We start from the raw sequence: 21,951 nt of genomic DNA, 5'->3' as shown, positions 1-21,951 counted from the left end.
GAAGCTACTATACTTTTCACTCTCGTTGCCGCAAATGAAAAGGCTACTCAACATAAATGTGATTATGCTGAGTAGCCCCTCCAAGATCCTAGTTCTCCATATTCGCAGCAAACTCCCGAAGCCACGGCTTCAGTCCGTCGCCCAGTTCGTCGTGCTCTACAGCCAAAGAGATGATCGCCTGCAGGTAGCTCAACTTATCACCCGTGTCGTAACGGCGACCGCGGAACACCACCGCGTACACGCCTGCACCATCACCATCGGCGGCGGCAAGTTCCTGGAGCGCATCAGTCAGCTGAATCTCGTTGCCACGCCCTGGTTGCGTGTGCTCCAGAACCTCGAAAACGCGCGGGTGGAGGAGGTAACGCCCGATGACAGCCAGATTGCTAGGCGCTTCCTCCACTGCTGGTTTTTCAACCAGTCCGTTGACCTTAACGTAGCTCTCCCCGTCAATCTCGGTGACATCTGCGCACCCGTATGCGCTGATGTTTTTTGGATCGACTTCCATCAGTGCGATAACCGAGCCACCAGTACGCTCTTGAACCTCGATCATCGTGTTAAGAACCTCATCGCGCTCATCGATGAGATCGTCGCCCAGAAGAACGGCGAATGGTTCGTTGCCAACATGCTTCTTCGCGCATAGCACTGCGTGCCCAAGACCCTTCGGATCGGTTTGGCGCACGTAGTGGATGTCTCCCAGTGCCGTAGCTTCTTGAACGCTGCGAAGCTTAGCTATGTCTCCCTTGTCTTCCAGCGTCTGCTCCAGAGCCGGAACACGGTCAAAGTGATCCTCGAGAGCACGTTTGCTACGTCCGGTAATCATCAAGACATCATTCAATCCAGCGTTCACTGCTTCAGCCACCACATATTGGATAGCAGGGCGATCTACCACAGGGAGCATTTCCTTTGGCATGGCCTTAGTTGCCGGCAGGAAACGCGTTCCTAATCCGGCCGCTGGTATTACCGCTTTAGTTATCCGGCGCTGAGAATTCATACTGTGAGACCTACCAATCTGTTAGTTGATGAAACTGCAATATAGCAGCCTGTGCGTTTGCCCCTCCCAGACGCTGCGGGAGACTCAGAGCTTTGCAATCCGCTTCATAACTGCTCGGGGAAAATACTCTGAAACGTTTCCACCCAACGCCGAGACTTCCTTGAGCAATGAGGAAGATAAATGGGTATACCGGGTGTCCGCCTGCAGGAAGACCGTTTCAACTCCGGTCAGGTGCCGGTTCATCGTTGCCATCGGGATTTCGTACGCGTAGTCAACAGTGCTGCGCAGCCCTTTGACAATGGCCTCCGCTCCCTGTTCTTTACAGAAATCGGCAAGCAAGCCATTGCCCATAGGCATCGCAGATACCCCTCTCAGGCCACCGAGAGTCTCGTCGACCATGGCCACGCGTTCTTCCTCACTGAATAGGTATTTTTTAGAATAGTTCGTCGAGACGGCAACAATGACCTCATCAAAAAGGCTCGCGGCACGCGCGATGATCTCTACATGACCATTATGGATGGGATCAAAAGATCCGGGGCAGACGGCTCGACGCATAGTCTGAATCTATCAAGAATCCGGCAGGCATCGCCGAAGCTTCAGTTAGTGGCGTGTAACAAGACAAGACGCGACAAGTGTGAATTCCGTCCCAGAGCCGCGCATAATGGTTCCCATGACGACACCTAGCCCATGGTTGCGAACCGCTCTTGGCGCAAATCTGGTTGATGCCCGTGGCCAGACGGGCCGCACCATTTTTGAAGAGATCACCGCGCTTGCATCCAGACATGGGGCGGTTAACCTCGGTCAGGGTTTCCCCGACACCGAGGGCCCGCAAGAAATCCGCGACATCGCCATCCAAGCAATCGTGGAGGGTGCGAATCAGTACGCTCCGGGCGGTGGTGTTCCAGCATTGCGTGAAGCAGTTGCCGAGCACCAGCACCGGTTCTACGGTCTCACGGTGGATCCCGGAAGCCAGGTGGTAATAACTACTGGCGCGACCGAAGCCATCGCGGCTTCCGTCCTTGCCTTTACGGAACCTCGTGACGAAGTGGTCACTTTTGAGCCCTTCTATGACTCGTACGGTGCCGCGATTGGGTTGGCCAATGGGGTTCACCGGGTCGTGCCGCTGCGCCAACCTGATTTCCAACCCGATCTGGATGAGCTAGCTTCAGTGATCAACGACCGCACACGATTGATCATCCTAAATAACCCCCACAATCCAACCGGCGCCGTCTTCAGTCCCAACGTTCTACAACGCATTATCGAATTGGCCCACCGGCATGACTGTCTGATCATTTCGGATGAAGTCTATGAACACTTGACCTTTGGGGTCACCCATACCCCCATTGCTTCCCTGCCCGGAGGATTTGAACGAAGCATCACCATTTCCTCGGCAGGCAAGACCTTCTCCTTCACGGGGTGGAAGGTGGGCTGGGCCACCGGCCCTGAGCACCTCATCGATGCTGTCAGGACAGTTAAACAATTTTTGACTTACTCTTCAGGGCCAGCATTTCAGCACGCGGTTGCCCAAGCCTTGCAACTGCCCGCCAGCTACTTCGCTGATTTCGCTTCAGGTCTAGCTGCTCGGATGGAGCAGCTGGCAGTTGGCCTGGAAGCAGCGGGTATGACGGTCCTGCGTCCTCGCGGCACCTACTTCCTCGTAGCGGACATTGCACCGCTTGGGCTAACGGACGCGGTAAATACCGCCCGTCTCCTGCCGGAGAGAGCGGGCGTGGCTGCCATTCCACTCTCGGTGTTCTGCAAGGACACGCAAGATAAACGTAGCTCGACGTTGTTGCGCTTCGCGTTCTGCAAACGTCCTGAAGTGCTTCAGTTGGCTATTGAGCGCTTGAATTCGCTGCAAACAAAACTGGGTTGAGCTGTGGCAGAACATCATCCCTCCCAATGGCTGAGCATCCGTCAAGCCCATGCCGTTATCGAGACGGATCCATTGATTGCCGGCGCCAAGGTGCTCTCCATCGGCGATGCCCCGCAGTCTCATGTCAATATGGATCACCCGAGCGAGATCGCGTACGAGTACCTGGCTCGTATTGCCAACCACATGAAAGTCCTCTATCCAACAGCCGAGCCTCTCCGTTTGTTGCATTTGGGAGCGGGCGCCCTGACTCTGGCACGGTGGGCGGGGCAACAATACCCGGGCAGCACACAAGTCGCCGTGGACCTCGAACGAGAACTTGTCGACTTCGTCCTTCGAGAATTGCCCCTGCCGGCAGGAACACATCTAAACACGATCACTGCAGATGCGCGCAGCGTGTTGACTTCAGAGTTGGCTAACGAGATCTACGATGTCATCGTCCTGGACATCTTCAGTGGACCGGATGCCCCCGAGCATCTCACCACCCCGGACTACTATGGGCTGTTGGCTTCCCGGCTCTCCCCCGAGGGCGTACTGTTCGTCAACATCGGAGATGACCCACCGCTGCGCTTCACGGACACTCAGGTTGCGGCCGCGCGGGCCAATTTCAACTTCGTTGCCGTCAGCGCCCCGACCGAAATGTTCAGCCGGAGATATCCGGGAAATCTCGTACTTACCGCCACGAATCGGTCGGTGAATTCCTCCACCGTCGCGGAATGGAAGGCTGCGGGGCCTCATCCTTCGGAAGTGCTCAGTGGAACCGACCTAGATCGGTTCGGCAAACCATAGATGGGTCTCCCCGTATTTTTTATCGGCCAAGGGCGCTAGCGCCTCGGGCCACCGGGGCGCAGAAGAACGGCTCGATCGCTCTACCACTACGGTTGCATCATCAGCCAAAACTCGGGTGATTTTCTGCAAGGTCTTCGCCAATTCGTCATCCGTCAAGGGATAGGGTGGGTCCAAGAACACTACGTCAAAGGTGCGGCCAGGATTCCCGGTTTGGTTATCAAAGAAACCTTCCAGCACCGTATCGACACTGCCTCGGTGCACGTGGATGGTTTCGGCTTTTAGGACGCGGTTAATGGTGCCGGCGTTTTGCTGACACACCGCCGCTGCCTTGGGCGCTTTTTCAACCAGGAGGACGTTGCGAGCCCCGCGGCTAGCGGCCTCGCAGCCCAGTGCCCCGGAGCCGGCAAACAGATCCAATACGCGCGCGGACTGCAAGACACCCCAGCTTTCCAGCCGAGAGAACAAGGCCTCCTTAACCCGGTCGGTTGTGGGCCGGGTGGCGTTCCCGGGAACAGACTTGAGACTGATTCCACCGGCGGCCCCTGCAATGATGCGGCTCATGATGTGCCCTTCCCTGAATCGCTCAAAAACGTCACTTTAGTTCTTCTCTAGGAATTCGCGGGTGGAGTCATCCACCAGGAAGCAAGGGTCGTGGCAAGACGTGGAAAATCAGTCTTCCATGTCCCTGATCTCGTCAATAGCGCCACGTCATCGCGTGCCCTCTCGATGATGTTCCGGTCCTTCATCACACTGAGCACCTTTAGCGATGAACGGCTGCCCGACTGCTGGACTCCGAGGATGTTGCCTTCCTTGCGTTCGGCCAGATCCGCTTCGGCAAGTTCGAACCCGTCAATGCTTCCCACCACGGTGCGCAGCCGGTTCACCGAGGGGTGATCCGCGTCCAACCAGGTGGTGAGCAAACAGGTGCCGGGCAAGCCACCGCGGCCTACTCGACCGCGCAGCTGGTGGAGCTGGGAAATACCAAAATTTTCTGCATCAACGATGACCATCAACGTCGCGTTATGAACGTCAACACCAACTTCAATGACCGTCGTGGAAATCAGCACATCAATCTCCCCGGCAGCAAATTCTTCCATGATTGCGTGCTTGTCCTCGGCGTGCAATTGGGAATGGAGCGACTCCACGCGCACCTGGTTGAAAAGCGAGATGGAGTGCATCAGCTCATGCATGGCCTCGACGTTCATTGGTTCCCTTCCGCCCGCAGTCGCAGATACAGCGGGCACGCCGCTCTCACCGCGAGTGTCGGAAATACGAGGGCATACTACATACGCCTGGTGCCCCTTGGACACTTCCTCGGCGATCCGGTGAAACATGCGCTGCTGATACCCGGGCAGCTGCAGCGGTACCAGGTGCGTGGTGATGGGAGCCCGTCCAAAGGGCATTCGCCGGATGGTGGAGATTTCCAAATCCCCGAACACGGTCATGGCGACAGTTCGGGGTATCGGGGTCGCGGTCATTACCAGCGTATGCGGGACCGAGTCGTTGCCCTTGGCACGCAGCGTGTCCCGCTGCTCAACCCCGAAGCGGTGTTGCTCATCAACTACTATCAGCCCGAGGTCAGCGAACTGAACCTGATCTCCCAGCAAGGCGTGGGTACCGATGATGAGCCCGGTTTCGCCACTGGCAATCCCCAGCAGAGCCTGTCGGCGTTGCGCAGTTTTAGCCGAGCCGGTCAATAGGGCAACACCGGTGCCTTCACCCTGACCAAAGAGGCCGGGATCAGCCAGGGGTCCGAGCATGCTGCAGATTGATTCGTAATGTTGGGTCGCCAAGACTTCGGTCGGGGCCAGCAGTGCTGCCTGTCCCCCGGCGTCAATGACCTGGAGGATGGCTCGCAGGGCCACCAACGTCTTTCCGGAGCCAACTTCGCCCTGCAGCAGTCGGTGCATGGGGTGCGCTTTTTTCAGGTCGTCGCTGATTTCCCTCCCACGGTGGTCTGCTCGTCGGTCAGTTGGAAGGGCAGGTTCGCATCAAAGCGGGCCGCGATTCCTGCGGCTTTGGGTGGACGGGGTGTGGCCCGCTGCTGGCTGACCTCGCTGCTGCGCTCGGCTAAGGACAACAGCAAGAGCAGCGCTTCCTCATAGGCGAAGCGGTTGCGTGCCCGGTACCCGTCACGGATCTCCTGGGCTGATGCCGTTCCAGCAGGGCTTGAAAGCGGTTGACGTAGCCGCGGGACTCCAATAGGTTCTGTGGGATGAATTCCGGGATATCCTCGGACGTTAGACGGTCAAGTACGAGCCGCATCAGATCGCGGATCTTCCTATTCGGCATTTTGGCTGATGCCGGGTAGATCGGGATGGGACGTGGGTCGGCTTCGGCCGCCTCATCTAGAATCGCGTACTCCGGCTGGCTGAGCTGCAGGTGGTCCTGATACCAGCTGACCTTGCCGGAGAACATTGCCACGGTATCGGGCTGGAGTTCGTTGCGGGCCTGATATCCGTTGAAGAATGTCATCCGCAGTTGCTGACCGTTGGCGTCGAGCTCATCGCTGACAGTCACCTCAAAGATGAATCCCCGCCGGGAGTGCATTTTGCGCTGGCTGGTGTTTACCACGCGGGCAACGATGGTGACGTGCTCGTCGTAGGGAAGCTCCGAAATCGGGGTCAGTTCCCCTACTTCGACATAGCGTCGTGGAAAGTGTGCTAAAAACTCACCAACTGTTTCGTAGCCGAAGGCCTTCTGCAGCTGTTTGGCATTGTTGCCCCCAACAACCGTAGCCAAAGGAGCTTCAAGCAGGGAGCTGCGCGTCATTTCAGGCATCGTGGTGGCATAGGTCGGTGATACTAAGGTTGACCGGTTCGGCATGCTGGCGGATCAGGGCCAACGCCTCTTCGGGTTCGGGGACGTGCACGTGTACGCGCCAGCGGAATGCTTTGCCCCGCTGGTTCACCGGCGACATGATCACCGAATCACCAATGGAATCCAATTGCCCGCGCAAAGTAGCGGCACCGAGTGCATCCAAGGTGACGGTGCACATCACCTCTACCCCCTCGGCGTTGTCCACCGAAAGGTGGACGTGCGGGTCTTGGATGTTGTATCCGTGGAAGGTCTCATAGAATTCAAACTGCGCGTCCGTGCCGCGCACTGCGGCGCACAATTCATCAATGATGATCAACATGCCGACAGCGCCGGCATCCACAACGCCGGCTTCCGCCAGGCTCGGCAGTTCATTTTCTGTTCCCTGGACAGCCAGCCGGGAGGCCTGGGCGACTTGTGTCAGCAGTTCGTCCAGGCTGCTCGGCTTTCCGGGTCATGCTTCAGGTGCATTACGGTGCTGCTCGCCGCCAAGGCGGCAGCGTTGATTACCGAAAGCATGGTTCCGTCTACAGGGTCGCTGAGAGCGGACCATGCCCGCACCTTTGCTCGTTCCAGGCCTGCCGCCAACCCGGGCGCGGTGAGACGGTCAGCGCCGATCAGCGGCTCAGCCAAACCGCTGAGGAAGACGGCAAGCAATGTTCCGGAGTTGCCACGCGCAGACTCCATGGCGGCGCGGGCGGCTATTTCCAGATATCCACCCACGTCCGGGCTGTCCAGCTCACTCACGGCATCATGCCCGGCGCGGGCGGTGAGATACAGGTTGCTGCCTGTGTCACCGTCCGCGACCGGAAAGACGTTAATCGCGTTGAGCCGATCCGAGTGATTGCCTAGACTCTTAACGCTCCGTTCCAGCCATTGGGTGATGGCTCGTCCGGAGGTATCGAGTTTTTGGCTCATGGGGAATCAATCTTTCTGCATCACCGTGACAAGTCTGTCGACGCCACGAATTCATCGACCTTATCGTCTTGTAACGCCTTACCGAACTTGTCAATGACCTCCATGTCAGGAATGACAATGGATTGCCCGTCGGCCGACCGTCCCGGTCCCTTATTCGGAAGCGTAAAGAAGGTCATATCGGAGGGACGCACATCCAGCATACCGGTCGAAAGCTTAGCCACGGCCGCAGAATTCAGCGAGTCATCGACCGCAATGAAGGGAGAGATCTCTGAAATAACATCCGAAACCTTTCCGGGATTCGTCAGCGTCTCCCGTGACATGATTTGTCCCAACATCGCCTTCACGAACAGCTGCTGATTTTTCACGCGTTGATAATCGCTGCCAGGGAACGACTTGCGTTCCCGGACGAATGCGAGGGCCTGTTCGCCATCCAGTGTCTGGGTTCCTGCCGGGAAATACATCCCGTTGGTGATCGACTGACGGAAGGCGATCGGGTTGTTGATAATGACGCCGCCCAGAGCGTCGGTCAACCCCTTGAATCCTTCAAAGTCGATCGAAGCAACATGGTTGATTCTCACCCCGAAGAGGTTTTCCAGCGTTTCGACGGCCTTGGGAACTCCCCCGCTGGCAAACGCACGGTTGATCTTGGCCGTTCCAACGCCGGGAATGTCCAGCCACGTATCGCGCATGATGGAGGTGACATACACATTTTCACGGTTCTCCGGAATGTGGACCAACATCATGGTGTCGGACCGACCACCGTTGGGCAGAGTGCCGAACCCCTCGTCATCATCCCCGTCAGCGCGTTGTTCGCGAGTGTCGCTGCCCAAAAGCAGAATATTTACTGCGTTCTTGGATTCCTCTTTCACCTCCGGGCGCGTTTCCTCTGCCGGAAATGCGTCGGGCAGACGCTGCGAGTTTTCGTCGAAAGTGCGTCCCAAGTTCCAAACATAGAGACCGGCGACGATTGCCGCTATGACAACAAGTGCCAAGACAGTAATGAGGACACCTAGTCCCCGACGTTTCTTTCGCCGTGGACGTTTAGTCTCTTCCACCGCTGCAGTTGGTTCAGACATATGCAACCTTTCACACTTTTAACTCACTACATCTTAGCTATCAGAAATGACAGGTACGCTAATAAGGTGGCCAAAATGAGTTTTCTTCGCAAACCGTTATCAAGTCGAGTCTCAAGATTCAGTAAACGCGCAGGCTTGGTTGCTGGCTCCATGACCGCCGTCACACTTTTGACGGGGTGCCAAGCTGTGCTGAACGTTGAAGCCGCACCAGATGCCGCGAATCCTCGCTGCGCCGACATGATGGTAGTCCTCCCGGAAGTCATGGGTGACGTTGAAAAGCGCCCGACCAGTTCTCAGGCTACTGCGGCGTGGGGAGATCCTGCTCAAGTGGTGCTACGGTGCGGCGTCCAGGTGCCCGGCCCCACTCCGGACCCCTGCGTCTCGGTCAACGGGGTTGACTGGATTGCTCGGGAGGGAGACGACGGGGTGTGGACATTGACCACCTATGGACGGAGCCCGGCCACGGAGATTCTCTTAGATCCTCAAGAAATTCCCTCGAGCACTGTCACGGCTTCTCTGGCTGATGCTGCAAGCAAGATCCCTGCCGAGCGTAAATGCGTCTCGTACGACAAGGCCCTAGACAACATGTAGGAACACGAACCAATAGGCAGCACCCGGCATACCGGGTGCTGCCTATTGGCAGTAAATCACGCCTTAGCGCAGTCCAGTCGTACGTTCCAACGCCAGATCAATCAGTCGATGAATCAACTCCGGGTACTCAATGCCGGTCTTTTGCCACATGTGTGGGTACATACTCGACGGAGTAAATCCGGGCATGGTGTTGATTTCATTGATGATCCACTCCCCTTCCGGGGTGTAGAAGAAGTCAACCCGAGAGAGTCCTTCCGCGTTGACGGCGTCGAATGCCTTGACCGCCAGGTCACGAATGGCGGCAGTGGCTTCATCGCTGAGCACCGCCGGGCAGGTCAGTTTTGCCGCAGCGCCGTTGACGTATTTGGCTTGGAAATCATAGAAGGCGTTATCCGGGCTTTCCACCGCAATCTCGCCGGGCAGTGAAGCACGTGCAACGTTAGCGCCGTTGCCCTCCAGCACGCCACACTCGATTTCACGACCTTCAATGCCCTGCTCAACGATGACCTTGGGGTCCTCGGCGCGAGCAAAGTCAATCGCGGCCGCCAGTCCATCCTTGGAATCAACCTTCGTGATACCAACAGAGGAACCAGCACGAGCGGGTTTGACGAATAACGGGTAGTCCAGGACATCACACTTATCGAGGCAAGCCTGTGGCTCGCGCTGCCATTCCTTGTTACCAATGACAACGTAGGGCCCCACGTTAAACCCTGCTGCCTCGAAAATGACCTTCATGAAGTGCTTATCCATGCCGACAGCGCTGGCTGCGATGCCGGAACCGACATAGGGCACTCCGCTGATTTCCAGCAGGCCCTGAATGGAGCCGTCCTCGCCAAAAGGTCCATGCAGGAGTGGGAAGACCACGTCGACCTTGCCCAGATCCTCGACCGTGTCCCCGTTCCGGGCGATCAGCCTGGTTTCCACGCCGTTGCTCGAAAGCGCCACGGCGGTGCTCACACTGGTGATCTCGGGCAGGTCGCTGCCGGTCAGCGACCAGTCGCGCGGATCCTCTTCGACGAGTGTCCAGGCACCTTGCGGGTGATTCCCACCGGAATGACCTCGAACTGCTCCGCATCAATGGCATGCATGACGCCGGCAGCCGTGACACAGGAGACCGGGTGTTCGGAGGACTGGCCGCCCATCAGAAGCAGGACTCGCGGTTTGGTTTCCTTGGCCTCACTCATGACTGCGGCTCTCCTTCGGATTTAAGGTCACGTGCCAGCAAGCGCTGGGCCATATTTTCCACGCTCAAGTTCCCCTCCAAAACCATGGTGACGGCCTCGGTGATGGGCATATCCACTCCATGTGCCGTGGCAAGGTCAAAAACGGCCCGTGCTGATTTGATGCCTTCAGCCGTCTGCGACATGCGGTCGTTGACTTCTTCCAGGAACAAGCCCTGACCCAACAGGCGACCGGCTGTATTGTTGCGTGATAACGCCGAGGAGCAGGTGGCCACCAGGTCCCCTAGCCCGGAAAGTCCGGCCAGGGTGTCCATGCGTCCGCCCAGGGAGAGAACTAGGCGGGTGGTTTCGGCAAGACCTCGGGTAATGACGCTGGACTTGGTGTTGTCTCCGTAGCCCATGCCATCGCACATTCCCACGGCCAGCGCGATTATGTTCTTGACAATTCCGCCGAGCTCAACACCCAGCACGTCATCATTTGTGTAGGGACGGAAGTATGGAGCCGAGCAGAGTTCGGCAATCCAGCTGGCGACTTCCGGGTCGGTGCACGCCACGACGGATGCCGTTGGCTGCTCCCGGGCGATTTCCATGGCGAGGTTCGGGCCGGACAGCACCGCGACCTTGTCCTGTGGCAGAGCAGTTACTTCGGCGATCACTTCACTCATGCGAAGATCGGTACCGCGCTCCAGGCCCTTCATCAAGGACAGCAGCACCGCCCCGGTCTCCAGGTACTGTTTGAACTCAGCGAGCTCGCTGCGCAAGGACTGCGAAGGAATGGCCAGAACCACCAGATCGGCTTGGGCAAGTACTTCGGCCTTGTCACTTGAGGCGCTGATATTCGCTGGCAGTTTGGTTTCGCGCAGGTACCGCGAGTTCGTGTGCCGCTCGTTGATCTCAGCCGCTGCTTCGCTACGCCGCGCCCAGATCATCACGGGAATGTCATGATGCTCCACCGTGTCTGCCAGCACCTTGGCGAAGGTGGTCCCCCAGCTTCCGGCTCCCATGACGGCGATCTTACGTGGCAAGGTTTTCGGCACTTTTCAGTCCTCTACGGCTGGCTTGTTCTTTTCGGTGACAGAAGTTGATGCTTCATAGCTGGAACCGGTGGCCGCCTGGCCGTGCTCGCTGGGATCCCATAGCTTGGCTGGCGGCTCTTCACCGCGCAGCTCGGCCTGCAAACGGGTCACCTCACGCATAATGCGGTCCGTGGCCTCCTGCAGGACGCTGCGGGTCCTCGGACCATTGCGCAAATCATCCAGGTCCACCGCGGGTCCGGCTGAGACCACCACGTGCTTGCGCGGAAACAGGTTCAGTTTCTTGCTGTAGCGTGGCAGCAGTTCCTGGTCGCCCCAGTGCGCCATGGGCACAACCGGGGCACCGGTCTGCAGGGCCAGACGTGCCGCACCGGTGTGCCCCCGCATTGGCCACAGGTTCGGGTCGCGGGTCAGCGTTCCCTCTGGGTAAATGATGATTACCCCACCCGCGTCCAGCACCTGCTTGGCCACCACCAGTGAGTCGCCGGCCGCGCTGCTCTTGCGCGCCACGGGCACCTGCCTGAGGCTTTCATGATCCAACCCAGCACGGGGGCTGTGAACAATGATTCCTTGGCAAGCCAACGCGGCAATCGGCCATTGCTGTACATGGCGTGGCCAATCACGAGCGGGTCGATCTTGGTAACGTGATTGACGCAGAGGATGAACCCGCCCTGCGGAAGTGAGTCAAAGCCCTTCCAGGTCTTGCCGATCAAGGCATTCATCACCGGCCGAACGGCGCCGGCCAGGCCTGCAAAGATCAGCCTGGACTTCAGCGGTTCCTTGCTCACCGTGCTGTCAGCTGCCAACCTTCACTCCCGCTTCGTGGAGCTCTACGTTGGCGCCCAGGGAGATGAGCTTTTCAGTGAAGTGCTCATAACCGCGTTGATGATTTCAATTCCAGTTACGGTGCTGGTGCCTTCGGCGGCCAGGGCCGCGATCAGGTGGGAGAACCCGCCACGCAGATCCGGGATATCCACGTCGGTACCGCGCAGGTCGACTGGGCCCATGACAACCGCCGAGTGCTTGAAGTTGCGGTGGCCGAAGCGGCAGGGGGTGGAACCAAGGCAATCCACGTGAACCTGGACGGTTGCGCCCATTCGCTGCAGCGCCTCGGTGAAGCCGAAACGGTTTTCGTACACGGTTTCATGGATCACCGATACCCCGCTGGCCTGGGTCAAGGCCACCACCAACGGCTGCTGCCAGTCGGTCATGAACCCCGGGTGGACGTCGGTTTCCAGGATCAGCGGGTTTAGCTCGCCACCGGGTGGTAGAAGCGGATGCCATTGTGCTTGACCTCGAACTCGCCGCCGATCTGTCGGTATACGTGCAGGAAGGCGGTCAGGTCCCGCTGTTGGGCATCCTCGACGAAGATATCACCCTTGGTTACCAGTGCGGCCGAAGCCCATGAGGCAGCCTCATTGCGGTCTGGAAGGGCAGTGTGGTCATAGCCCTGGAGCTCATCCACACCCTGGATCCGGATGATCCGATCGCGGTGCACGGAGATGATCGCGCCCATCTTCTGCAGCAGCGCGATCAGGTCCAGGATTTCCGGTTCAATAGCGGCGTTGCGCACCTCCGTCACGCCTCGGGCGCGAACAGCCGAGAGCAGTACCTGTTCGGTGGTGCCCACCGACGGGTAGGGCAGATCGAGCTTGGCGCCGGACAGACCCTGGGGCGCGGAGATCCGGATGCCGTCTTCACCCTTGTGAACCACGGCGCCGAATTCGCGCAGAACATCCAGGTGGAAATCGATGGGTCGGTCACCAATCCGGCAGCCACCCAGGTCCGGGATAAAGGCCTGGCCGAGCGAATGAATCAGCGGGCCACAGAAAAGAATCGGGATGCGCGAGTCACCAGCATGGGCGTCAATCGCGCGGTTGGAGGCGGACTTCGCGTCGGTGGGATCCATCGCCAGGTCCCCGGTCCGCGGGTCCTGCGTGACATTGACACCATGCAGTTCCAGCAAACTGCGTACCACTGAAACGTCCTTGATTTCCGGGACGTTGCGCAGGACCGAGGGCGTATTGCCGAGCAGAGAGGCAACCATGGCCTTGGGGACCAAGTTCTTGGCTCCGCCACTCTTACGGTGCCTTTCAGTGGCACACCACCATGGATTGTCAGGATCTTGCCCATGAATGAATTACCCTCATCACGTAGTTGAAACTGTCCACTGCCTTCGGATTCCGAAAGTGGATAGGACTAAGCCAGCATACCGCCTGGCCCTGTGTCCTCTTGGTTCCAACGTTGCGAGCCGTCCACATTATTTCCGTCTTATCAGGCAATTCACACCACATCTTGGGAAAGCACTGCGCTGGAAGGCAATAAAGGCGGCACCGCCGTCTTTCCAATGAGAAATCGGGTGGTGCCGCCCACAGCATGATGTGACCGTATAGCAGGAGTCAGCTGGCGGTGCGTGCTGGCAGGGTCTTCGGTTTGAAGGAAGGTCGTGACTGCTCGTACTCGGTGATGGCGTCCTCGTGCTGCAGCGTCAGACCAATGTCATCCAGCCCCTCCATCAGGCGCCAGCGGGTGTAGTCGTCAATATCGAACGGGGCAACCAGGGAACCACAGGTGACAGTCCGGGAGTCCAGGTCCACGGTGATCTGCGTACCTGGATTGTTGTCCAGTTCCTTCCAGATCAACTCAATGTCATCCTGAGCCAGCTGGGCCGCCACCAAGCCCTGTTTTCCGGAGTTGCCCCGGAAGATATCGGCAAACCTTGATGAGAGCACTGCCTTGAACCCGTAGTCCTTCAAGGCCCACACGGCGTGTTCACGAGAAGAGCCGGTGCCGAAGTCGGGACCCGCCACCAACACGCTGCCTGAGGAGTAGGGCTCCTGGTTCAGGATGAAGTTCTCATCCTTGCGCCAGCCGGCGAACAGCGCGTCCTCGAAACCGGTACGAGTAATGCGCTTGAGGTAGACGGCCGGGATGATCTGGTCGGTGTCCACGTTGCTAGAGCGCAGGGGAACACCGATTCCGGTATGAGAGGTGAACTTTTCCATGGAAGCGTTCCTTTCTAGACGGCAACCGGAGTCTGGGCGACATCCGAGGGTGAGGACAGGGTTCCGCGAATGGCCGTGGACGCGGCGACCAGTGGTGACACCAGGTGGGTTCGCCCACCCTTGCCCTGGCGTCCCTCAAAGTTGCGGTTCGAGGTTGAGGCGCAGCGCTCCCCTTCCGAGAGCTGGTCCGGGTTCATGCCCAGGCACATGGAGCACCCTGCGAAACGCCACTCGGCCCCAAAGTCCTTGAAGATCTTGTCCAGGCCCTCGGCCTCTGCCTCCAGGCGAACACGAGCCGAGCCGGGGACCACGATCATTCGCACGTCCGGATCCTTTTCCCGCCCCTTAATGATCTCTGCGGCGGCGCGCAGATCCTCCATGCGCGAGTTCGTGCAGGAGCCCAGGAACACGGTGTCCACCCGAATGTCCTTCATGGGGGTTCCGGCTTCCAGCCCCATGTACTTCAGGGCGCGTTCACAGGCCTGACGGTCATTTTCGTCCTCGAAGTCCTCAGGACCTGGCACCGAGTCCGACAGTGACACCCCCTGGCCCGGGTTCGTTCCCCAGGTAACGAAGGGCTCGAGTTCGTCCGCGTTCAGGAAGACTTCGGCGTCGAATTCGGCGCCTTCGTCGGTGTGCAGGGTCTTCCAGTGCTCGACTGCGGCTTCCCAGTCTTCGCCTTCCGGCGCGTGTGGGCGTCCCTTGACGTACTCGAAAGTGGTCTCATCCGGTGCGATCATACCCGCACGGGCGCCGGCTTCGATGGACATGTTGCAAATGGTCATGCGTGCATCCATGGACAGGGATCGGATGGCCGAGCCCCGGTATTCCAGGACGTAGCCCTGTCCCCCGCCGGTGCCAATCTTGGCAATCACGGCCAGGATGATGTCCTTGGAAGTGACACCGGGTTTGAGTGTTCCCTCCACGTTGATGGCCATGGTCTTGAACGGCTTCAGACTCAGGGACTGGGTGGCCATGACGTGTTCCACCTCGGAGGTGCCGATGCCGAAGGCCAAAGCACCGAAGGCGCCGTGGGTGGAGGTATGGGAGTCACCGCACACCACGGTCATGCCCGGTTGGGTCAAGCCCAGCTGGGGCCCGACCACGTGCACGATTCCCTGTTCTTTGTCGCCCAGCGAGTGCAGGCGCACCCCGAATTCCTTGCAGTTATCCCGCAGGGTGTGAATCTGGGTACGGCTGGTCAGATCCGCAATGGGCTTGTCGATGTCAAGCGTGGGAGTGTTGTGGTCTTCGGTCGCGATGGTCAGATCTGGGCGACGCAGCTTCCGACCGGCCAGGCGCAGCCCCTCAAAGGCCTGCGGGCTGGTGACCTCATGCAGTAGATGAAGGTCAATGAAGATCAAATCGGGCTGACGCGCAGCTCCTTCGCCTTCTCCGCGACGCACAACGTGGGCGTTCCAGACCTTCTCGGCCAGTGTCATGGGTGACTGCTGCGCAGACATACGACACACTCCTTCAACTTGTTCTTCCTACAGTTTCCAGTGTGCCAGCGCTTGGGCGGAGATTTCCAATATGCGGACTTGAATCTCGAATATTGAGATGGAAGGATGTCTTCCATGATAACTAGCAGCGGTGTCGGCGTGCTGGATAAGGCCGTCGCGATACTCAACGCCCTGGAACAGGGCCCCTTCTCCCTGGCCCAACTCGTGGACGCTACCGGCATCTCCCGTCCCACGGTTCACCGAATCGCCCAGTCGCTGGCTCATCATGGCTTGGTTGGGCGGGACATGCACGGTCGTTTTGAACTCGGTAACCGACTGGTTGAATTGGCTGGGGCAGCGGGTGAAGATCGATTGGTCACGGCGGCCGGCCCGCTGTTGGTTCGGTTACGTGACCAGACCGGCGAAAGCACCCAGGTCTTCCGCAGGCAGGGGGAATACCGCGTATGCATTGCCAGTGCGGAGCGTCCGGTGGGACTTCGGGACACCATCCCCGTCGGTACGCAATTGTCCATGAAGGCAGGTTCAGCGGCCAGGTGTTGTTGGCCTGGGAAGACAACGAGCGTCTGGTCGACGGGTTGCGCAGTGCCCGTTTCACTCCCACCATTCTTGCCGGGGTGCGCCGCCGCGGTTGGGCGCAATCGCTGGGCGAACGCGAACCGGGTGTCGCCTCGGTTTCGGCGCCGGTCCGCGGACAGTCCGGAAGGGTGATCGCCGCCCTGTCCATGTCCGGCCCTATTGAGCGTCTAACCCGTCAGCCAGGCAAGATCCACCACGAGGCGGTCGTCCAGACGGCCGACGAACTCTCGGAGCTGTTGCGCGTCCAGGAGGACGCACCTGCTTACTAGCAGCACCCGGCAGCAGCATTCGGGGCAGGCCAGCGGTTATACCTGGCGCTGTGACCGGTCAGGAAAAGTGGTCAAACCCTTCACTGGTGGACATTTGCTCCCCATCAATGGTGATGGCGGTCCCCTTGCTGCCCGTCGTTGCGACCTTTCCGATGATGCTGAATTCCTCCGGAATGGTGGCATCCTTGGGGAAGGTCGCCAGCAATCCGAAGTCCTCTCCCCCATACAAAACCCACTGCATGGCTTCCTCACCCAGGAAGTCGGCCGCTGGCTGCAGCCGGCGGGCGAAGTCGGCCAGTGGCTGGGAATCCAATGCGAGTGTCACCTCGCTGGCGGTTGCCAGACGTTGGGCATCAATCATCAGGCCGTCGGAAAGGTCAAGCATCGCGGTGGCACCGGCTTCGGCTGCCCGCGGACCGGATTCCAACGGTGGCACCGGGCGGCATTGGCCCTGCACCACGCGGCGCAGAGCACGGCTCCACGAGTGCTCGGAATCGGGTTTGTCCAGCAGCGCCAGGCCCGCCGAGGCCATACCAACCCGGCCAGCCACCGCCACGACATCCCCCGGCTTCGCGCCGCTGCGCAGCACCCGTCCCTTGCTGGTCTCTCCGAGCGCGGTGGTGGTGACGGAGATTTCCTTGGACAGCCCCAGGTCTCCACCGAGTACGGCGATTGGATGTTCGCTCAGCTGCCGCAGCGCCTGTGCGAACCCGCGGGCGAAATCCTCAACCCAACCGATGCTCGTCTCGCCGGGCAGCGATAGGGAAATGACCACGCCGGTTGCTTGGCCACCCATGGCATTGATGTCGGAGAGATTCTGGGCGGCAGACTTCCATCCAATATCAAAGGCCTCATGCACCGCGCCGCTGGGCCATTTCAGCCGGAAATCCTGGTTCTCGACGATGGTGTCAACGGTCACCAGGACTTCACCGGTGCCGATCTGCAAGACGCCCGCGTCATCCCCGGGGCCGAGCACGACACCCTGGGATTTGAAGATGGGGAGGATGACTTGAAGAATTCCGCTTTCGCCGATGTTTGCCACGGTGCGTTCGGAAGTCTGTACGTGATCAGTCACTCTAAACCTATTGCACTCTCTTTGCTGCTTGGCGAATCATTCCGGCGAAGCTGTTGTATCGATCCACGTGTTCCCCTGTTGGATCCACGACTTCCTGCCGCACGACCTGCGCTACTGACTTGTTCAAGTTCCCCAAGGCTTTCTTGCGCTTGATCCTAGCGAGTAGCCGATTTAAAATCGAGCCGCCAAGGCCAAGCACAATACCTACTAGGATACCGCCGAGCAGCAGCAGGGTGGGAATCGCAATTCCCTCAATTCGTGGTGGTTCGGGCAAGGAGAACTGCATGAACTGGGCGGCAGCCAGCGCGCCGAGCCACAGCACCTGCGGCGGCGAGCACAACGCTTACCCATTGCAGGATTTTGATCAGCGGCCACCACCAGGAACCTTTTTCCACTCCCAGCGGTGTCGAGGCAATCGCCAGGTCGATTGGCCCTTCCATCCGTTCTCCGGCCTCCGCCATGTCATCCAGCAACGGTTGGCGCCAACTTGGCGGCATCGGCTCGGTGGCCAGATGAACATAGCCATCCACTGCCCGGTCAACCGCGGCCACCTCCCCCGCGGACAGTTCTGGCCGCGAGGTCAGGGACAGGTCGCTGGGTTTCTCGTTTCGGCCCAGATTCATTCGCTGCAACGGGTCGTTTCGCAAACGGGTGAGCCAGGACGTCAACGGCCAGCCAGTACTCTTGGCGGCCCGCAGCCGGTAGGACGTGCCCACCGCGTCAGCGATTCGCTCGGTTCCGTGGGCCGCAGCCACGCTTCGCTCCAGCTGTTGTTGAGATGATTTTCCCGGTAGGGAAACCCGGGGGGCGGGAAGCTCCTCCTCCAACTGCCGGGCAATGGCGTCAACATCGTTGCGAATCCGCTGCGTTGCCAGTTCATGCCGTCGCATGACGGTGACAATCTGGCTTCGCACTTCCTCTACGCCTTCCCCGGTCAATGTTGAAGCCACCACGACTGGCACGTCTTTCAGCCCCTGGTCCTTCAACAGGTTCTTCAGTGAGGCCAGGACGTCCTGCCGGTCGGCTGGTGAGAGGGTGTCGATTTGGTTCAGCACCACCATCAGGTTGCCTGCTTGGGCGCCCAGACTGGACAAATAGCCGTGGTGGATGCTGGCATCAGCGTACTTTTGCGGATCCAGCACCCAAATGAGAAAGTCCACCTGCCCGGCAAGTCGTGCGGCGATCTGGTGATGTTCAACGGAGGTGGAATCCATGTCCGGTAAATCCAACAGCAGTAATCCGCTGGTGTGCGCCGCCTTGCGGCTGGAGGCCGCTCCCTGCAGCGGTTCACTCATGCTGTGGCGTTCTGGAACTTGCAGCCAGTCGAGCAGTTCCGCCGCGTTCTCCGGCTTCCATACGGCGGCCACCGCAGCGCGGGTGGTGGGACGTACCACGCCAGTCAGCGCGATGTCCTTCCCAACCAGGGCATTGAACAAGCTGGACTTGCCGCTGCCGGTGGCCCCGAAGAGCCCGATGACCGTGTGCTCAGCCGACAGTTCCCGGCGTGCCGCTGCCTTGTCCAGCACAGCCTGGGTCTTCTCGTAGTGGACTGGATCCATAAAGTCGCCACCGAGTTCCAGCGCCTGGTTCAAAGCATTGATCTGTTCGGTCAGATTTGATGCGGCACGCTGCCGTTTGCGCTCGCTCAAGAATTTCCTCCGTCCCGCCCCAGCACGCCGATTTGTTTGGCCAGCTCACTGGCAACACTTTGCTCTAGGACAGGCTCCGTGGCGCGCGTGTAGTTCCCCTCGTAACGTTCTATCAGGGCGCGGCAATGTTCGTGGAGCAGGACGCTCGCCCGCTGTGACATGCGGCGCACAGCGTCTTCGCCGAAGATCGCCTCCAGCAGCTTTTGCCCAACGACTGCCGAACCGCCGGCGATTCCCACTTCCAACCCGGTCAGGCCGGCGGTGGAGGCGAAGACCACCACCATGAGCGCTACCGCAAGCCCATTGACCCCGAAGGCGGCGATACGCGCTGTCTTGCGCTTGCCGGCGCCTTCCTTGCGGATCATATCCAGCACATCACGCTGCCAGTCCCGGATCGTTTGCGCAGCATCCTCGGAAGATCCGCCGACGGACGGGGAGAGTCAATACCCAGCAGCAGTTCGGTGCCCAGTGCGGAGGCAACCCACCGCCGATCCACGTCCTGGCATGCCTTGGTGATTTCATTGACCAGCACCAGGTGGAGTCCGGTCTCAATGGCGCTCTCCACCTTCTTGGGGGTCGGTGGTCTTCCCGTAAAGAAACCGGCAACACGGTCTCGGACCCGGCCCACGGTTCCCTCAAGACCGCGCATCAGCTCCCCCGCACCGACAAAGTCCTGCCATCTGGCCAGGATTTCGCCACGCAGCAGGGAACCATCGTGCAGCGAGTCCTGGGTTCGCTCCAGGGCCAATGCAAAGCGTTCCCTGACATACTCCTGAAGCGCGCCTACTTCCCCAACCTGCTCATTGGCTGCGGCCACCAGGGTGTCGAGGTCCTCCGCCAACTGCTCCAAGGCACCGCGTAGGGTTTGGGCCGCTACCCTCCGGCGTTCGGCCGCATCGGCGGCCAAGGACTGCAGCCAATCCCCAAGCTGCTGGACTTCTCCATAAGGAATCAGTCCCTCTTCGCTCAGCTGCACTTCATGGATCACCTGCATCAGCTCCGGGTCAATCCCGTGGGCCTCCAGCAGGGCTGCCAGCTCGGGCACAATTTGAGACTCCGCTCCATGCGGCACCCGGTTCAGGATCACCGAAACCGTCACCGAGCGGCGCCCGGCGGATTGCAGCAGCTGCCAGGGGACGGCGTCTGCGTAGCGGTTCGCGGTGGTGACAAAGATCCAGAGGTCCGCCGCGTTCAACAGTTGGCCGGCCAATTCACGATTCTCATCCGCAATGGAATCAATGTCGGGAGCATCCAGTAGCGCCAGTCCCGATGGAATCCGTTGGTCGGCCAATAAGAGCAGTGCATCTGAACGCTGCAGACTTGAGGCGTCCTGGTACCCACTGCCGGTCAGCCGGGTCAGGGAGGGCAGGATTCTTGAACCGGTGAACCACTGGTGGTCATCTGGGTGATGCACCAGCACCGGCGTGCGGGTCGTGGGACGCACGGCCCCGGTACGGGTAACGACATGTTGAAGCAGCGAATTCACCAGAGTCGACTTGCCAGCCCCGGTGGAACCACCGACCACGCCCAGCAGTGGCGCGTTGGCATTGCGGGCCCGAGGCAGGAGATAATCGCTGATCTGGTTCCTGATCGTGGTTTTCAGTTCCCCGGGATCCCCGGTTCCCCACCGATAGCCGTGCACGAACATCGGCCGAGCTAGGATGTCCTCCAGCCCCACCAAAGTCCGCTCCAGCGCACTGGCTTGTCCTTCAGTGCTGTTCGGCTGCGGCTCTGGGCTCTGACCAGTGGAAGATATCGGATCCATATGCCCATCTTGCCCGAAAGTGAAGTCAGGGCAAGAGGGCACACGCAGCGGGTACAACAAAAGCCACGGTTTCCCGTGGCTTTTGTTCATGCGTGACCCCAGCGGGATTCGAACCCGCGTTACCGCCGTGAGAGGGCGGCGTACTAGGCCGCTATACGATGGGGCCGCAAAACCCCGATGACTCGGGGAACCTAAGATGAAGAAAAACTTGTGACCCCAGCGGGATTCGAACCCGCGTTACCGCCGTGAGAGGGCGGCGTACTAGGCCGCTATACGATGGGGCCGCACGCTAAGAACTTCTTCTTAGCTCACCAAATAAATTTGGTGAAGCGCTGGGATACCAGGACTCGAACCTAGAATGACGGAACCAGAAACCGTTGTGTTGCCAATTACACCATATCCCATTGTGACCTGCGGCTTTTCGGAAAGCTCAGCTTTTCGAACTTTCCTGTTCGCCTCAGCACGAGATATAACTATACCGGCGTTTTCGACAAGAAACAAATCCAGGGCACCCCCGCTGCCCGAGCCGCCAGATCCCTTGAATTCTCGCGGATTTCACGGGTTAGCTCGGCCAGATTTTCCACCCGCGCCGATTCGGAATTCTTGTGACGTGCCCCACGATCCAGCAAGACTGCCGGCAGTCCGGCCTTCCTTGCTCCCACCACATCGTTTATGAGGTTGTCGTCCAAGCAAAGGGTTCTGCCCGGAGCGCTTCCCAATTGCTCACAACCGGCCAGGAAGGGAGCTGCATCAGGCTTCGGGGCACCGGCGGTACCCGAACCAATAACCACTTCGAACATGTCCAGTCCAGCAAGCCTCAGCTTCTCACGCTGATATGCCGCAACGTTGTTGCCCACGTCACCGAACGAGACCCCTAGA

21 protein-coding genes, 3 tRNA genes and 4 pseudogenes are annotated in these 21,951 nt (G+C 59.4%); 4 read left to right on the top strand and 24 right to left on the bottom strand.

The annotated features are described in order from the left end of the window. Positions 1-88: 88 nt before the first annotated feature. Positions 89-991, bottom strand: a complete 903-nt coding sequence (gene galU, locus JCM19049_RS00590) for a UTP--glucose-1-phosphate uridylyltransferase GalU (protein WP_054820471.1) — start codon at positions 989-991, stop codon at positions 89-91. Between the two features lie 84 nt (positions 992-1,075). Next, on the bottom strand, positions 1,076-1,546 hold the full coding sequence (coaD, locus tag JCM19049_RS00585) for a pantetheine-phosphate adenylyltransferase (protein WP_054820470.1): 471 nt from the start codon (positions 1,544-1,546) through the stop codon (positions 1,076-1,078). Positions 1,547-1,661: 115 nt separating this feature from the next. On the opposite strand from coaD, the gene JCM19049_RS00580 reads away from it, so the two are divergent. Both JCM19049_RS00580 and JCM19049_RS00575 read left to right on the top strand, forming a co-directional pair. Continuing rightward, positions 1,662-2,867, top strand: coding sequence for an aminotransferase class I/II-fold pyridoxal phosphate-dependent enzyme (locus tag JCM19049_RS00580; protein ID WP_054820469.1), 1,206 nt, complete (start codon positions 1,662-1,664; stop codon positions 2,865-2,867). Positions 2,868-2,870: 3 nt separating this feature from the next. Continuing rightward, positions 2,871-3,653, top strand: coding sequence for a fused MFS/spermidine synthase (locus tag JCM19049_RS00575; RefSeq protein WP_054820468.1), 783 nt, complete (start codon positions 2,871-2,873; stop codon positions 3,651-3,653). On the opposite strand, the gene rsmD is transcribed toward JCM19049_RS00575, so the two are convergent. The 7 genes from rsmD to JCM19049_RS00550 all read right to left on the bottom strand — a co-directional run bounded on the left by rsmD (position 3,630) and on the right by JCM19049_RS00550 (position 8,443). Beyond that, complete coding sequence (gene rsmD / locus JCM19049_RS00570; protein ID WP_054820467.1) at positions 3,630-4,214, bottom strand: 16S rRNA (guanine(966)-N(2))-methyltransferase RsmD; 585 nt, start codon at positions 4,212-4,214, stop codon at positions 3,630-3,632. The two genes, JCM19049_RS00575 and rsmD, sit on opposite strands and share 24 nt — an antisense overlap. Positions 4,215-4,261: 47 nt before the next feature. Beyond that, complete coding sequence (locus JCM19049_RS00565; RefSeq protein WP_374700191.1) at positions 4,262-5,518, bottom strand: ATP-dependent DNA helicase RecG; 1,257 nt, start codon at positions 5,516-5,518, stop codon at positions 4,262-4,264. A gap of 59 nt (positions 5,519-5,577) precedes the next feature. Next, positions 5,578-5,739, bottom strand: coding sequence for a hypothetical protein (locus JCM19049_RS17490; RefSeq protein ID WP_279402112.1), 162 nt, complete (start codon positions 5,737-5,739; stop codon positions 5,578-5,580). Further along, entirely contained in the window at positions 5,724-6,434 is a 711-nt protein-coding gene (locus JCM19049_RS00560; protein WP_279402111.1) for a hypothetical protein, read from the bottom strand. The genes JCM19049_RS17490 and JCM19049_RS00560 overlap by 16 nt, the downstream gene beginning before the upstream one ends. Next, on the bottom strand, positions 6,427-6,792 hold the full coding sequence (locus JCM19049_RS21880) for a hypothetical protein (RefSeq protein ID WP_306420597.1): 366 nt from the start codon (positions 6,790-6,792) through the stop codon (positions 6,427-6,429). The genes JCM19049_RS00560 and JCM19049_RS21880 overlap by 8 nt, the downstream gene beginning before the upstream one ends. Positions 6,793-6,890: 98 nt before the next feature. Further along, positions 6,891-7,388, bottom strand: a complete 498-nt coding sequence (locus JCM19049_RS21875; protein ID WP_306420596.1) for a DAK2 domain-containing protein — start codon at positions 7,386-7,388, stop codon at positions 6,891-6,893. A 20-nt stretch (positions 7,389-7,408) separates the two neighbouring features. Then, positions 7,409-8,443: an LCP family protein gene (locus tag JCM19049_RS00550; protein ID WP_279402110.1), complete on the bottom strand. Its 1,035-nt coding sequence runs from the start codon at positions 8,441-8,443 to the stop codon at positions 7,409-7,411. A gap of 21 nt (positions 8,444-8,464) precedes the next feature. Here JCM19049_RS00550 and JCM19049_RS00545 point away from each other — a divergent pair, with 21 nt between their 5' ends. Continuing rightward, positions 8,465-9,055, top strand: a complete 591-nt coding sequence (locus tag JCM19049_RS00545; protein WP_306420595.1) for a DUF3515 domain-containing protein — start codon at positions 8,465-8,467, stop codon at positions 9,053-9,055. 63 nt (positions 9,056-9,118) lie between these two features. Here JCM19049_RS00545 and JCM19049_RS00540 read toward each other — a convergent pair. The 6 genes and pseudogenes from JCM19049_RS00540 to leuC form a co-directional block, all read right to left on the bottom strand. Beyond that, positions 9,119-10,239: pseudogene (locus tag JCM19049_RS00540) on the bottom strand (D-alanine--D-alanine ligase family protein). After that, positions 10,236-11,240 carry an NAD(P)H-dependent glycerol-3-phosphate dehydrogenase gene (locus tag JCM19049_RS00535; RefSeq protein WP_054820480.1) on the bottom strand — a complete coding sequence of 335 codons (1,005 nt, stop codon included), beginning with the start codon at positions 11,238-11,240 and terminating at the stop codon, positions 10,236-10,238. The pseudogene JCM19049_RS00540 and the gene JCM19049_RS00535 overlap by 4 nt, the downstream one beginning before the upstream one ends. A 36-nt stretch (positions 11,241-11,276) precedes the next feature. Then, a pseudogene (locus JCM19049_RS00530) lies at positions 11,277-11,992 on the bottom strand (lysophospholipid acyltransferase family protein). A gap of 73 nt (positions 11,993-12,065) precedes the next feature. Beyond that, a pseudogene (murA, locus tag JCM19049_RS00525) lies at positions 12,066-13,403 on the bottom strand (UDP-N-acetylglucosamine 1-carboxyvinyltransferase). Between the two features lie 266 nt (positions 13,404-13,669). After that, positions 13,670-14,275: a 3-isopropylmalate dehydratase small subunit gene (gene leuD, locus JCM19049_RS00520; protein ID WP_054820463.1), complete on the bottom strand. Its 606-nt coding sequence runs from the start codon at positions 14,273-14,275 to the stop codon at positions 13,670-13,672. Positions 14,276-14,289: 14 nt separating this feature from the next. Further along, entirely contained in the window at positions 14,290-15,717 is a 1,428-nt protein-coding gene (gene leuC / locus JCM19049_RS00515) for a 3-isopropylmalate dehydratase large subunit (protein ID WP_054820462.1), read from the bottom strand. 135 nt (positions 15,718-15,852) lie between these two features. Between leuC and JCM19049_RS00510 the strand changes: the two are divergent. Continuing rightward, positions 15,853-16,583, top strand: a pseudogene (locus tag JCM19049_RS00510) (IclR family transcriptional regulator). Positions 16,584-16,641: 58 nt separating this feature from the next. Here the strand turns inward: JCM19049_RS00510 and thiL are convergent. The 9 genes from thiL to JCM19049_RS00470 all read right to left on the bottom strand — a co-directional run. Beyond that, the gene (gene thiL, locus JCM19049_RS00505; protein WP_054820461.1) at positions 16,642-17,658 is read right to left on the bottom strand and encodes a thiamine-phosphate kinase; all 1,017 of its coding nucleotides are present in this window, start codon (positions 17,656-17,658) and stop codon (positions 16,642-16,644) included. A 7-nt stretch (positions 17,659-17,665) separates the two neighbouring features. Then, the gene (locus JCM19049_RS17485) at positions 17,666-17,944 is read right to left on the bottom strand and encodes a hypothetical protein (RefSeq protein WP_279402108.1); all 279 of its coding nucleotides are present in this window, start codon (positions 17,942-17,944) and stop codon (positions 17,666-17,668) included. Beyond that, positions 17,910-19,307, bottom strand: a complete 1,398-nt coding sequence (locus JCM19049_RS00500) for a GTPase (RefSeq protein ID WP_054820460.1) — start codon at positions 19,305-19,307, stop codon at positions 17,910-17,912. Before JCM19049_RS00500 ends, JCM19049_RS17485 begins: the two co-directional genes overlap by 35 nt. Next, complete coding sequence (locus JCM19049_RS00495; RefSeq protein ID WP_279402107.1) at positions 19,304-19,681, bottom strand: hypothetical protein; 378 nt, start codon at positions 19,679-19,681, stop codon at positions 19,304-19,306. The genes JCM19049_RS00500 and JCM19049_RS00495 overlap by 4 nt, the downstream gene beginning before the upstream one ends. Further along, positions 19,669-20,985, bottom strand: a complete 1,317-nt coding sequence (locus JCM19049_RS00490; RefSeq protein ID WP_279402106.1) for a dynamin family protein — start codon at positions 20,983-20,985, stop codon at positions 19,669-19,671. Before JCM19049_RS00490 ends, JCM19049_RS00495 begins: the two co-directional genes overlap by 13 nt. 180 nt (positions 20,986-21,165) lie before the next feature. Next, a tRNA-Glu gene (locus tag JCM19049_RS00485) sits at positions 21,166-21,238 on the bottom strand. A gap of 45 nt (positions 21,239-21,283) precedes the next feature. After that, a tRNA-Glu gene (locus JCM19049_RS00480) sits at positions 21,284-21,356 on the bottom strand. A 48-nt stretch (positions 21,357-21,404) separates the two neighbouring features. Next, positions 21,405-21,476: transfer RNA gene (locus tag JCM19049_RS00475), tRNA-Gln, on the bottom strand. A gap of 69 nt (positions 21,477-21,545) precedes the next feature. Further along, positions 21,546-21,951, bottom strand: a 406-nt coding sequence (locus tag JCM19049_RS00470; RefSeq protein WP_279402105.1) for an HAD family hydrolase, incomplete at its 5' end; no start/stop codon positions are given.

The organism is Arthrobacter sp. JCM 19049, assembly GCF_001310435.1.
This window is presented reverse-complemented; position numbering and strand designations above follow the sequence as displayed.